We start from the raw sequence: 12,619 nt of genomic DNA on the forward strand, positions 1-12,619 counted from the left end.
TTCAAGTCGGGGCAGGGCAGGCCAGAGCGACCGTGGCATTGGCGCTGGCAAGACGGCTGACGCAGAGGCGTGGCGTTCTGCCGACGAGTGCCCGGCAGTGAGCGAGGGCGCTGGCCTCCGCGATACCATGGCAGCCTGTATAGCGCCAGGTGAGAGCGGAGCGGTGGCTGAGTTCGCCATCATAATGTCCCAGGCCCTGGGCGTCATAACCGGCCAGAGCCAGGCCGAGCTCCTGGGCCAGCGCCTGTAACCCTGGCACGGCGAGGCGCCTGTCCAGGGTAGCGAGACCGAGGAGCTGACACGGCCGCGCTTTTATCACGGCCAGGGCTCTGTCCAGGAGTGCCCGCAATTCAGCGTCGCTGCAAGCCTGGCGGCAGCCGAAGCCGGCCACCAGGCAAGCGGGTGGCGATTGGAGTGCGGCAGCGTCAGGAAGCACGACGGAACAACCAGGCGCTGACCAGGCCAAGCACCAGCCAGAACGCCAGGTTCACCGTCTGGGCTGCCCAGCGGAATTGCGCCTGCAAGGCCTCGGGCGCAACGCTTTCATGCACCGGGGGTTGCGGCGCGCCTATCACATGAGGGATGGCCATCAGTGCGGCGCCAGCCAGCTTCAGGGGCCAGGAGCCGGCGAACGCGATCAGCCCAAGGCCGACGGCGGCACTGGCGGCAGAGCCTACCCACCACAGTTGGCGGGAACTGAGGTCCGCGGCGGCTGTGCCCGGCAACTCCGGAGGAAGTCCCAAGGTAGGCGCCAAGGTGAATACTGCATAACCCGCCAGCCCCCAGAGCAGGCCGGCCGCGGTGCGACTGGGCGCCTGCACTGTATACAGGCCGGCCAGCATCAAGGCGAAGCCTAAGGCGACGACCAGGTTGCCACCGGTGGTCGAAAGCAGCCGCTGCCAACCAGGCTCCGGCTCCCAGGCTGCGACCTCATGTTCGTGATGGCCGTCAGGCGCGGCATGATCCTGGTGCAAATTCTCGGCGGCGGCACTTTCGAAAACTTCCGCCTGTTCAATCAGGGGGCTGATCCAGATGCTTTGCATCAGCGTCAGCAGCAGCGCGGCCAGTAGCCCCGCGAAGCCCGCGGTCCGGGCGATACGAGTGAACATGGTGAGCCCTCAGTGGCAGGGGAAGGCAGCGCTATGCCGAGTATCGTGTGCCGCGTTATGAACCGCGGGAACATGAGAAAAGCCGGCGAGATAAACCAGTGCCATGCCCAGGACGCCCGCCACGCAGGCGGTTGTGATACGCGCGCCGAGCGTGACGGCGGGCTGGCTCTGAGTCTGACTTGCGATGTGGGTGGTCATGGCGCTTCCTTCCAGTGTATGAGGCAGGCGCGCGGGGACCGCCCCTAGAAGGGCATGGCCGACCGCCCGCCCACCGCAGGTGTGTCATCGAGAACGCTCGGGCCGGTCTCCGGGCTCGCGAGGGGCGGACAATACAGGCCACCGATCCGCTTCATACCTTCCCATGCCCGTGCACAGTGGTTCAGGCCTTGCCTGGAAGCACGCTCGCTTACCGTTGCGGGGGCAGCACCGGACTGGCCCGAAGGCGCACCGGTTTCCCGTTTCACCCCGTGAGGGGCACCCGAACGAAAGACGCAAGCAAAGCACGTCGGGCGCAGGGCGTCAAATGGAGGTGCAGGAGGAGCGGCCAGGAGTACCTGGGCCGTCAGCTGGCAAGGTCGCTGATGGGTGCGAGGCGGTAGCATGGCGCGGCATAGCGACGACCATAAGGGCGGGCCCGGCAGGCCCTGGCCTGGCTGGGGTCAGGCGGCGAAGTCGCGGAGCCGATAGTCTTGGGCCGCGGCGCGGGAAAGCAGGGGCGGGCTTACCGGCTCGCCGTCGCGAACCACGTACCAGCAGGCCAGCAAGCCAAGGTCGCGAAGGTGCTCGGGTACCGCGCTGCCTATTACGCACATGATGCGATCGGATGACATGTGACACCTTTGCAAAGGAAAGCGAGAATTCATCGAGGCGACCCGGCAGCAGACCTGCCAGGCCTAGTCGCCTCGCTCGACAAGGTCACGGCCGGATCAGCCGTTGGCGTTGTCGTCGTAGCCACCCAGTTGCAGGAATTGCAGCTTGTGCAGCGCGCCCTGGCTATCCTGGTACACCATGGTCACCGGTACCACACCTCGCTTGGTGCTCACGTCGGTCCTGGAGATGATTTTCTGTACATCCAGCTTCATGCCGTAATGGTAGGTTTCCACCGGCAGGTTACTGGTGACGGCACGGTCGGCGCCGTCCTGGGCGAAGGCACCGGTGGCGAACACAGCAGTCAGGGCGGCGATGGCGAATGCAGCTTTCATGATGGATTCCTCGTTTGCAGCGGGTTGGGTTTCTGGTTGAGTTCAGTAAACCGCTAACCGCGCTGTCCGAGAAATTGAACGCTTTGTTGTCCGGAATCGATGCTTTTGATAGTTCACCCGGAGCGTCCCGGCTCCGGGCCTTTAACCCGTTTCCGGTCAGATGTGCAGCGCCTGGCCCAGCGCCCGCAAGGCCGCTTCCTGTACCGCTTCACCAAGCGTCGGATGCGCGTGGATGGTCCCGGCAATGTCCTCGAGGCGGGCACCCATCTCCAATGACTGGGTGAAGGCCGCGGCCAGTTCCGAGACGCCTGGGCCCACCGCTTGCCAGCCGAGGATTAGATGGTCGCCTGGCCGTGCGACCACCCGTACGAAGCCGGAGGTATCCCCCAGGGTCATGGCCCGCCCATTGGCCGCGAAGGGGAAGCTGGCCACCTTGGCGTCGGCGCCGGCCTGGTCCGGTGTAAGCCCGGCAACGACAATTTCCGGGTCGGTATAGCACACGGCGGGGATAGCCGCGGGGGCGAAGCTTCGGCGCTTGCCAGCGATCAGCTCAGCCACCATTTCCCCCTGAGCCATGGCTCGGTGGGCGAGCATTGGCTCTCCCGTGAGGTCGCCGATAGCCCACACTCCGGTCATGCTGGTGCGACACCCCCCATCGACCTTTACGGCCTTGCCCGCGCTGTCAAGGTCCAGGCGTTCCAGACCATAGCCCCCGGTATGGGGCGTGCGCCCCACGGCCACCAAAACGCGATCAACCTCCAGACTCGCGGTATCGCCGCTGCCGGAGCGTAGCCGCAAGCGCTGCCCGGCTGCGTCGTAACCTTCGACGCGGTTTTCGGTCAGCACCTTTATGCCAAGATTCCGCAGGCGCGTGACCACAGGGGCCGTCAGCTCGGAGTCATAGGCCGGCAGCAGGCGAGGCTGGGCTTCGACGATGGTCACCTGAGCGCCCAACTTGCGATAGGCGGTGCCCAGCTCGAGGCCGATATAACCCCCGCCGATCACCGCCAAGTGCCGCGGCAGCGTTTCAGGGGACAAGGCCTGGGTGGAATCCACGATCGGCCCGCCAATGGCCAGACCCGGCAGGCTCATCCCTCGCGAGCCGGTAGCCAGCACCAGATGCTGGCAATGAATGCGGGTATCGCCCACCTGTACCGTCTTGCCATCCACGATCTGGCCATGTCCATGAATGACCTGCACGCGGTGCTTTTTCAGCAGCGCGCCCACGCCGGACGTCAGCCGATCCACGGTCCGGTCTTTCCAGGCGATTGCCTGGCCAAGGTCCAGTCGCGGCTGACCGCCGCTGATCCCGAATTCGTTGGGCTCGCTCAGCTGATGGAAGCGCTCCGCCACATGGATCAGGGCTTTTGACGGGATGCAGCCCACGTTCAGGCACGTGCCTCCCAGGGTCTGGGCCTCTACCAGCACGGTAGGGATGCCAAGCTGGCCTGCCCGGATGGCGGTGACGTAGCCCCCTGGGCCACCACCGAGGACAAGAAGTTGCGTTTCAAGACTCTGCATGTTCCGACCTTAATCGATGAAGAGGGTAGCAGGCTGCTCCAGCAACTGACGCACGGCCTGGATGAAGCGGGCCGCGTCCATGCCGTCGACCACCCGGTGGTCGAAGGAGCTGGAAAGGTTCATCATCCTGCGGATGCTGATCTGGCCGTCGACTACCATCGGGCGTTCGACCATGCGATTGACCCCGACGATGGCTACCTCGGGCAGGTTCAGCACAGGGGTAGAAACGATCCCGCCAAGCGCGCCCAGGCTGGTCAAGGTAATGGTCGAGCCTGAAAGCAGCGCCCGTTCGGCCTTGCCTTGCCGCGCCGCCTCGGCGATACGAGCGATCTCTCGCGCGTTGCTCCAGAGATCCCCGGCCTGTGCGTCACGCAGTACGGGCACCAGCAGCCCCTGGCTGCCCTGGGTGGCGATGCCCATATGCACCGCGCTGTGCCGCTCGATGATCTGGCGCTCATCATCGTAACGCGCGTTGAGTTGCGGGAAGTCTCGCAGGGCCACTACCAGCGCCCTGACCAGCAGCGGCAAGAGCGTAAGCCGGCCGCGATGCTCGCCCCACTGGCTGTTGAGCTGCTGACGCAGCGCTTCCAGGGCGGTGACATCTATTTCTTCCACATAGCTGAAATGCGCGGCACGGCGGGTGGCTTCCTGCATGCGCTCGGCAATCTTGCGACGCAGGCCGATGACTGGCACTTCTTCGATGGCCAGGGGGCAAGCATGGCGCCCGTCAGGTCCAGCAGCGGTCGGGGAAAGGGCGCCGCGGGCCAGGGCATGATCCAGATCCTCTTGGAGAATCCGGCCAGCCGGCCCGCTCCCGGCGATGGCAGCGAGGTCCAGTCCGTTGTCCCAGGCACGCTTGCGCACGGCGGGCGAGGCCAGCGGGCGTCCTGACTCGTCAACTGACGCCGGGGCACAGACGGAGGTGGACGCCACAGGCGCCAGCCTCGGCTCCGTGATGGCGGCGGCCGGCGACACGGTGATCTGTTCCTGTGCCGGTGGCCGCGCGTCTGCTTCCATGCTGGCGGACGAGACGACCGGTTTCTCATTGCCCTGGCCCTGGACTTCCAGGCGAATGAGCTCGCTGCCCACCGCTACGGTCTGCCCTGGCGAGGCGCCCAGGGCCAACACCCGACCCTGTACCGGACTGGGAATGTCCACTGTTGCCTTGTCAGTCATGACATCAGCCAGTACCTGATCTTCGCTGACGGTGTCGCCCACCTTGACGAACCATTCCACCAGCTCCACCTGAGCGATGCCTTCGCCGATATCGGGCATCCTGATCACATGCTCGCCCATCAGCGCACCTCCAAGACACGGCGCAAGGCAGCGCCGACCCGGGCGGGGCCGGGGAAATAGGCCCATTCCTGGGCATGGGGGTAAGGGGTATCCCACCCGGCTACCCGCTCGATAGGGGCTTCTAGCCAATAGAAGCAATGCTCCTGTACCAGGGCGAGCAATTCGGCGCCCAGGCCGCAGGTCTGGGTGGCCTCGTGCACGATTACGCAACGCCGCGTTTTCTTCACCGATGTCACCAGAGTGTCCAGGTCCAGTGGCCAGAGGCTGCGCAAATCGATCACTTCGGCATTCACGCCTGTTTCCGCGGCCGCGGCCAAGGCCACGTGGACAGTGGTGCCGTACGTGATCACGGTGACATCGCTGCCTACGCGCACCACGGCAGCGCTGTCCAGCGGTACCCGGTAATAGCCTTCCGGCACCTGGCTGTCGGGGTGGCCCGCCCAAGGCGTTACGGGGCGATCGTGATGCCCGTCGAAGGGGCCGTTGTACAAGCGCTTGGGCTCCAGGAAGATCACCGGGTCATCACATTCGATGGCAGCGATCAGCAGGCCCTTGGCGTCGTAGGGGTTCGATGGCATCACCGTGCGCAAGCCGCAAACCTGGGTGAAGATCGCCTCCGGGCTTTGGCTGTGAGTTTGCCCGCCGTAGATTCCGCCGCCGCAGGGCATGCGTACCGTGATCGGCGCGGTAAAGTCGCCGGCGGAGCGGAAGCGTAGCCGCGCCGCTTCGGAAGTGAGCTGGTCGTACGCCGGGTATACGTAGTCAGCGAACTGGATTTCGGCAACCGGCCGCAAGCCATAGGCGCCCATGCCCACGGCCACCCCAACGATGCCGCTCTCGGAGATCGGCGTATCGAAAACCCGGGTCTTGCCGAACTTGGCCTGGAGGCCCTCCGTACAGCGAAACACGCCGCCGAAATAGCCCACGTCCTCGCCGAAAGTGACTACGTTGGGGTCTCGCTCCAGCATCACGTCCAGGGCTGAGCGAATGGCTTGCACCATGGTCATGTCCCGTGTCGCTTCGACAGCCTGCGAAGGCTGGATCTGGTGTGCGGTAGTCATGGTCAGATCCCCATCTGCTGGCGTTGACGCCGCAGGTGCGCGGGCATCTCGTGATAGACGTCTTCGAAGATGGTCGCCGCGCTGGCATAGGCGCTGCCACCCAGGGTCCCGTGGCTTTCGGCCTGCTTGGTCGCCTCCAGTACTTGCTGCTCGAGCTCGGCCACCAGCGCCTCGTGTTGTGCCTCGGACCAGTGCCCTTCGGCAATCAGATGCTGCTTGAGCCGAGCGATCGGATCCCCCAGGGGGAAATTGGCCCAATCATCGGCGGGGCGGTATTTGGAAGGGTCGTCGGAGGTGGAATGGGGGCCGGCCCGGTAAGTCACCCACTCGATCAAGGTGGGCCCCAGGTTGGCCCGGGCCCGCTCGGCGGCCCAGCGCGAGACGGCATAGACTGCCAGGAAATCGTTGCCGTCCACCCGCAGCGAGGCAATGCCGCTGCCTACGCCTCGCCCCGCGAAGGTAGTGGCCTCGCCCCCGGCGATATGCTGGAAGCTGGAGATCGCCCACTGGTTGTTCACCACGTTCAGGATGACGGGCGCGCGGTATACATGAGCGAACGTGAGGGCCGTGTGGAAATCGGCTTCGGCTGTGGAGCCGTCACCTATCCAGGCCGAGGCGATGCGGGTATCGCCCCGGATGGCCGAGGCCATGGCCCAGCCCACGCCCTGTACGAACTGAGTCGCCAGGTTGCCGGAAATACTGAAGAAGCCAGCAGCCTTGTTGGAGTACATCACCGGCAACTGCCGGCCCTTGAGCGGGTCGCACTCGTTGGAGAACAGCTGGCAGATCATCTCGAACAGCGGCACCTGGCGGGCCAGGAGGATGCTCTGCTGGCGGTAGGTCGGGAAACACATGTCATCGCCGCGCAGAGCCAGGGCATGGGCCGTGCCTATGGCTTCCTCTCCCAGGCTCTGTACGTAGAAGGACATCTTCTTCTGGCGTTGGGCCTTGACCATGCGGCTGTCGAACACCCGAGTCTTGACCATGGTGCGCAGACCACGATGGAGAAGCTCGAGCGGTATGGCCTCGGCCCAAGGGCCAACGGCCTGGCCTTGCTCATCCAGCACGCGCACCAGACCCACGGCCAGGTCGGCGGTGTCTCGAGGGTCGATGTCCAGGGGCGGCTTGCGAGCCGCGCCAGCGGGGAGCAGCTGCAGATAGCTGAAATCGGTCTTGCAGCCCGGGCGGCCCGTGGGTTCCGGCACATGCAGGCGAAGCGGTTCTTGGGCGTTCACGTGTCACAACCCTCGATCTTGTGTTTATTGGGGAGTTGTCGATACTGATTCTAGGCCTGTCCCGCTGGAGAGTTTTTCTCTTTTGCTAGAGCGCGGCCCGCCTTCGGCGGAGAAAAATTCTTTCTCGGGCCGCGAGCGAAGAATAAACAGGTTGCCAGCCCGGCTCCGGTTGCAGCGAGCCTTGAATCGAGGGTGCATAGAAACTTTTGCCGCCGCGCTGCTACTAAGGCACAGATGTCATGCCGGGCTGTATCGACAGCGCCCGGCCTGGCTCGGCCAAATCGCCGCAGACGAGTCAATGAATGGATCGCTACGCCCCTCGCGACTGGCAGCCCCACGAGCGGCCGAACCTCCCCGGATCGCCCTCCACGCCCCTGCATCCCACTCACCGGCGTGTGGCCTATGCCCTCACCGGGTTACTGGTGGGCATCACCGGCGGGCTGGGCAATGCGTTGGTCACTGCCAATCTGGTGTATCTGCAGGGCGCGCTGGGTGTGACCAGCGCCGAAATCGCCTGGCTGCCGGCGGCCTATGTGATGACCAACGTCACCATGAACCTGCTGCTGGTCAAGTTTCGCCAGCAGTTCGGCCTGCGTGCCTTCACAGAGGTATTCCTGGCCCTCTATGTGCTGGTGACCCTGGCCCACCTGTTCGTCAACGACCTCGGTTCGGCCATCGCGGTGCGCGCTGCCCACGGCATGGTGGGCGCCGCGCTCAGCTCTCTCGGGCTGTACTACATGATCCAGGCGCTGCCGGCCAAGTGGCGGCTCAAGGCATTGGTATTGGGGCTGGGTACGGCACAGCTGGCCTTGCCCTTGGCGCGCCTGGTGTCCGAAGACCTCCTGCAGATCGCGGAATGGCGCGGGCTGTACCTGTTCGAGCTCGGCCTGGCGATCACCGCGCTGGGTTGCGTGCTCTGGCTGAAGCTTCCACCTGGAGATCGCTTTCGCACCTTCGAGCCGATGGATTTCCTGACCTTTGCCATTCTCGCTCCAGGCGTCGGCCTACTGGTGGCGGTGCTGTCCCTGGGACGCATCGACTGGTGGCTGGAAGCGCCCTCGATCGGCATCGCCCTGGCCGCTGCCATCGTATTGATCTCGCTCGGGCTGTGTATCGAGCACAACAGACGCAACCCCTTGCTGATGACGCGCTGGCTGGGCAGCGGACCGATCCTGCGCCTGGGCCTGGCGGTGGTGTTGATTCGCATGGTGACGTCCGAACAGTCCACCGGCGCGGTCGGCTTCATGCAGTACCTGAACATGGGCAGCGAGCAACTGTTCAGCCTGTATGTGGTGATGCTCATCGGCAGCGCGGCGGGGCTGTTGGTCAGCGCCTTGACGATCGACCCTGAACATCTGTTCCGTCCATTGTTGCTCTCGGTAGCGCTGATGGCCGCGGGCGCCTTGATGGACAGTTTCTCCAGCAATCTGACCCGGCCACCGCAGCTTTACCTGAGCCAGTTCCTGCTCGCGTTCGGTAGTACGTTCTTCCTGGGCCCCACCATGGTGCTCGGCACCCGCAACGTCATTGCCAACCCGCGCAACCTGGTGAGTTTCTCCGTCATGTTCGGTATTGCCCAGAACCTGGGCGGGTTGCTGGGCTCGGCCCTGCTGGGTACCTGGCAGGTCATCCGGGAGAAATTCCACTCCAGCCATATCGTCGAACAACTGGTGGGCGCCGACCCTCGGGTGGCCGCGCGGCTGAGCAACGGCGCGGCCAACTACAGCAGCCTGCTTCCCGACACCCAGGCGCGCACGCTACAGGGGCTGCGGGCGCTGGCCACCGCCGCGACCCGGGAAGCCAACGTCATGGCCTACAACGATGTATTCATGCTGATTGCCATTATCGCCATCCTGACCTTCATCTGGATGGCGGTGCGGGTACTCTGGCTGGCCAGTAATGCCCGCGCCCAGGCGGCTCTAGATTCCACTTCCGGCAAACCCTGATGACTGAACCGACCCAGACCACCACCACAGCGATCGCGGCCACACCTGAGGGGCAGTCTCCGCCGGCCGACCCCATCGTCCAGGGCCGTAGCGGTCGTGCCAAGTTCTTTTCTGCGTTGACCTTCGGCGGGCTGGCGGTGCTGGGAGTGCTCATCGTCCTCTACGCTTGGCAACTGCCACCTTTCGCCAGCGCCGTTGAAAGTACCGAGAACGCTCTGGTGCGCGGCCAGGTCACGGTCATCAGCCCTCAGCTGAGCGGCTATGTATTCGAAGTGCCTGTGCAAGATTTCCAGTATGTGAAGGCGGGAGAGCTGCTGGTGCGGCTCGATGATCGAATCTACACCCAGCGCCTGGCCCAGGCCCAGGCGAACCTGGCGTCCCAGCGGGCGAACCTGGCCAACAATCGACAGCAGAAACGCAGCGCCCAGGCCAGCCTGGAACAACGCCGCGCCGCTATCGGCAGCGCCGAGGCCCAAGCGCGCAAGGCTGAGGCAGACCTGGCGCGCAGCCAGGCATTGATCACTGACGGCTCGATTTCCCGTAGCGAACTGGATATGAGCCGGGCGGCGGCGGCCGAGGCGAAGGCCAGCCTGGCCCAGGCCAGGGCCGCGGTGCGAATCGCCGAGGAAGACGTGCGTACCGTCGATGTCAACCGGGCCGCGCTCGAAGCGGCGGTCGATAACGCCGCCGCGTCAGTGGAACTGGCCCGCATCGACCTGGCCAATACACGGGTGGTCGCGCCCAGGGACGGACAGTTGGGGCAGATCGGCGTGCGCCTTGGCGCCTGGGTCAACTCCGGGGCCCAACTGATGGCCCTGGTTCCGGAAACGGTATGGGTGATTGCCAATTTCAAGGAAACCCAGATGGCCCACATGCGTATTGGCCAGTCGGCGACCTTTACCGTGGACGCGCTCAACCATGCCAGGTTGCGAGGCCACGTCCTGGAAATCGCCCCAGCCACCGGTTCGGAGTTCAGCTTGTTGCAGGCCGACAACGCGACCGGCAACTTCGTCAAGATCGCCCAGCGCATTCCGGTGAAGATCGTCCTGGACGCTGACCAGCCTGACCTGCCCAGGCTGCGCCCGGGCATGTCGGTAGTCGTCAGCGTGGACACCTCCGCGCAGGCGCCGGCCTCAGCGGCACTCGCTCCATAGGTCGAGCAGAGCCTGGCCCAGTACCCGCTGATCGAAGGGCTTGTCGATGCGCGTCAGCGCCGGGCCGCGCGCTTCTGGTTGATGACCGAAGCCACTGACCAGCACAAAACCCAGGGCCGGCTGCTGTTCCCGGGCGCGGCCGATCAATTCAATACCCGACAAGCCGGGCAGTTCGTTATCGGTCACCAGTGCATCGATACGTCCAGGATGCTGGGCCAGGCAGTTCAAGGCCTGTTCCGCGCTGGTGGCCTGGAGCACTGCATAGCCAAGATCTTCGAGCATGGCCCGGGTGCTGAGCAGGATCAGGGGGTCATCATCCACCACCAGCAGGGTGCGCGACCGTCCCGGCGGGGCATGCAGGTCCGCGCCCGTCAACGCCTGCGACGGCGAGCCGCTGGCGGTACCCTGGGCCACGGGCAACCACAGCTCTGCCGTGGTGCCGCCGGGCCGGCTGCTACGCAGGTGGAACTTGCCGCCGGTCTGCTCCGCCAGGCCATGGACCATGGACAGGCCCAGGCCGGTTCCCTTGCCTATGCCCTTGGTCGTGAAGAAAGGCTCGGCGGCCCGCGCCAGGGTCGCCGCATCCATCCCTTCGCCGGAGTCCTTCAGCGAGAGGCAAATGTAGGCGCCGGCTGGAAGGTTCAGCGCATTGGCGTTCAACTCATGCTCCCGCGCCTCTATGGTCAAGGTGCCGCCCTCGGGCATGGCGTCCCGTGCATTCACGGCCAGGTTGAGCACGGCCAGCTCCAGCTGGTTGGTATCGGCCATTACCGGAGGAAGGCGCAAGGGGAAGCGGGTTTCGATGTGGACCTTGGCCCCGAGCGAGCTCTGCAACAGCTCCGACATCCCGCGGATCACCCCACTCAGGTCCACCCGCTCGAGCGTGAGCTTTTGACGCCGGGCGAAGGCCAGCATGCGGCGGGTCAGGGACGCGCCGCGCTGGGCGCCCTGGAGGGCATTGTCGAGCAAGGGCGTGATGCGGGGGTCGCCGGGCAGGCGCTTGCGCAGGATCTCCAGACTTCCGAGCACCACCATGAGCAGGTTGTTGAAGTCATGGGCGATGCCTCCGGTCAGCTGGCCGAGCGACTCCATCTTCTGGGATTGAAACAGGGCTTCCCGCGCCTGTTCCAAGGCAAGCTCCTTTTCCCGCGCCTCGGTGATGTCCCGGGTCACCTTGGCGAATCCCAGCAACTGGCCCTGATCGTCGCGGATGGGGTCAATCACTACGTTGGCCCAGAAGGTCGTGCCGTCCCGACGTACCCGCCAGCCCTGGTTTTCGAAGCGGCCCTCACTCATGGCCGTGCGCAGGCCACGTTCCGGATCGCCGCGCTCGCGCTCCGGCGCGGGGTAGAACATCGAGAAGTGCTGCCCGATCACCTCGGCGGGGGTATAGCCCTTGATGCGCTGGGCACCCTGGTTCCAATTGGTGATGATGCCGTTGGGGTCGAGCATGTAGATGGCGTAATCCACCACACCCTGGACAAGCAGGCGAAACTGCTGCTCGGTACGGCGCAGTTCCTGCTCGGCCAAGCGTCGCTCGGTCAGGTCCCGGGTGACCTTGGCATAGCCGAGCACAGCGCCTTCACCCGAAAGGATGGGGTCGATGACCACATGGCACCAGAAGCGCGAGCCATCCTTGCGCACGCGCCAGCCTTCGTTTTCAAAGCGGCCTTCCTGGGCGGCGATGTTCAGGGCTCGCTGGGGCAGGCCGGCGGCGCGGTCTTCCTCAGTGTAGAAACGGGAGAAATGCTGGCCAAGGATCTCCGCTTCCTCATAGCCCTTGAAGCGCTTGGCGCCGGTGTTCCAACTGGTCACCTCGCCGCCGGGACCGAGCATGTAGATAGCGTAATCGGTGACAGCGTCGAGCAACAGGCGGTAGCGGCTGCCTTCGTCACTCAGCTCGTTCAGGGCAGGTCCGGGCATGGAAGCGTTCATGGCGTAGGGCATGGCTGTAATGACGGGCGACCCGCAATTCTAGCGGGCGGGGAAGCGGGGCGATATACCCAGGCTACGAACGGCCCACCGACACGGATAAAGGAAACTTTCCTGGTTGTCAGGCTTCCATAACCTGAGGGGCCTGGATAAGGCTCGGGCC

General features: G+C 64.9%; 12 protein-coding genes and 1 riboswitch. Of the genes, 2 read left to right on the plus strand and 10 right to left on the minus strand.

Annotation, left to right across the window (positions count from 1 at the left end; genetic code table 11):
• Nucleotide 1 precedes the first annotated feature (1 nt).
• From ACP691_RS07750 to ACP691_RS07790, 9 genes are all read right to left on the minus strand, one after another.
• Nucleotides 2-436 carry a cobalamin biosynthesis protein gene (locus tag ACP691_RS07750; RefSeq protein ID WP_426199152.1) on the minus strand — a complete coding sequence of 145 codons (435 nt, stop codon included), beginning with the start codon at nucleotides 434-436 and terminating at the stop codon, nucleotides 2-4.
• Complete coding sequence (locus ACP691_RS07755) at nucleotides 426-1,109, minus strand: CbtA family protein (protein ID WP_426199154.1); 684 nt, start codon at nucleotides 1,107-1,109, stop codon at nucleotides 426-428. Before ACP691_RS07755 ends, ACP691_RS07750 begins: the two co-directional genes overlap by 11 nt.
• A gap of 9 nt (nucleotides 1,110-1,118) precedes the next feature.
• Nucleotides 1,119-1,307, minus strand: coding sequence for a CbtB domain-containing protein (locus ACP691_RS07760; RefSeq protein WP_426199156.1), 189 nt, complete (start codon nucleotides 1,305-1,307; stop codon nucleotides 1,119-1,121).
• 83 nt (nucleotides 1,308-1,390) lie between these two features.
• Nucleotides 1,391-1,606, minus strand: a riboswitch (cobalamin riboswitch).
• 162 nt (nucleotides 1,607-1,768) lie between these two features.
• The gene (locus ACP691_RS07765; protein WP_040263092.1) at nucleotides 1,769-1,939 is read right to left on the minus strand and encodes a hypothetical protein; all 171 of its coding nucleotides are present in this window, start codon (nucleotides 1,937-1,939) and stop codon (nucleotides 1,769-1,771) included.
• A 96-nt stretch (nucleotides 1,940-2,035) separates the two neighbouring features.
• Entirely contained in the window at nucleotides 2,036-2,311 is a 276-nt protein-coding gene (locus ACP691_RS07770; RefSeq protein WP_040263094.1) for a DUF2790 domain-containing protein, read from the minus strand.
• Between the two features lie 156 nt (nucleotides 2,312-2,467).
• Complete coding sequence (gene lpdA / locus ACP691_RS07775) at nucleotides 2,468-3,832, minus strand: dihydrolipoyl dehydrogenase (RefSeq protein WP_426199159.1); 1,365 nt, start codon at nucleotides 3,830-3,832, stop codon at nucleotides 2,468-2,470.
• A 9-nt stretch (nucleotides 3,833-3,841) separates the two neighbouring features.
• Complete coding sequence (locus ACP691_RS07780; protein ID WP_426199161.1) at nucleotides 3,842-5,128, minus strand: dihydrolipoamide acetyltransferase family protein; 1,287 nt, start codon at nucleotides 5,126-5,128, stop codon at nucleotides 3,842-3,844.
• Complete coding sequence (locus tag ACP691_RS07785) at nucleotides 5,128-6,189, minus strand: alpha-ketoacid dehydrogenase subunit beta (RefSeq protein WP_426199163.1); 1,062 nt, start codon at nucleotides 6,187-6,189, stop codon at nucleotides 5,128-5,130. Before ACP691_RS07785 ends, ACP691_RS07780 begins: the two co-directional genes overlap by 1 nt.
• A 2-nt stretch (nucleotides 6,190-6,191) precedes the next feature.
• Nucleotides 6,192-7,424, minus strand: coding sequence for a 3-methyl-2-oxobutanoate dehydrogenase (2-methylpropanoyl-transferring) subunit alpha (locus ACP691_RS07790; RefSeq protein ID WP_426199165.1), 1,233 nt, complete (start codon nucleotides 7,422-7,424; stop codon nucleotides 6,192-6,194).
• Nucleotides 7,425-7,726: 302 nt separating this feature from the next.
• On the opposite strand from ACP691_RS07790, the gene ACP691_RS07795 reads away from it, so the two are divergent.
• Both ACP691_RS07795 and ACP691_RS07800 read left to right on the plus strand, forming a co-directional pair.
• Complete coding sequence (locus tag ACP691_RS07795) at nucleotides 7,727-9,370, plus strand: MFS transporter (protein ID WP_426199167.1); 1,644 nt, start codon at nucleotides 7,727-7,729, stop codon at nucleotides 9,368-9,370.
• Nucleotides 9,370-10,524: an HlyD family secretion protein gene (locus ACP691_RS07800; protein WP_426199169.1), complete on the plus strand. Its 1,155-nt coding sequence runs from the start codon at nucleotides 9,370-9,372 to the stop codon at nucleotides 10,522-10,524. Before ACP691_RS07795 ends, ACP691_RS07800 begins: the two co-directional genes overlap by 1 nt.
• Here ACP691_RS07800 and ACP691_RS07805 read toward each other — a convergent pair.
• Nucleotides 10,504-12,447 (minus strand): PAS domain S-box protein, encoded by a 1,944-nt coding sequence (locus ACP691_RS07805; protein WP_426199171.1) that lies wholly within the window; start codon nucleotides 12,445-12,447, stop codon nucleotides 10,504-10,506. The two genes, ACP691_RS07800 and ACP691_RS07805, sit on opposite strands and share 21 nt — an antisense overlap.
• Nucleotides 12,448-12,619 lie beyond the last annotated feature (172 nt).

It is taken from the genome of Pseudomonas sp. DC3200b2 (assembly GCF_049895785.1).
In the GTDB taxonomy this organism is placed as follows: Bacteria; Pseudomonadota; Gammaproteobacteria; order Pseudomonadales; family Pseudomonadaceae; genus Aquipseudomonas; species Aquipseudomonas massiliensis.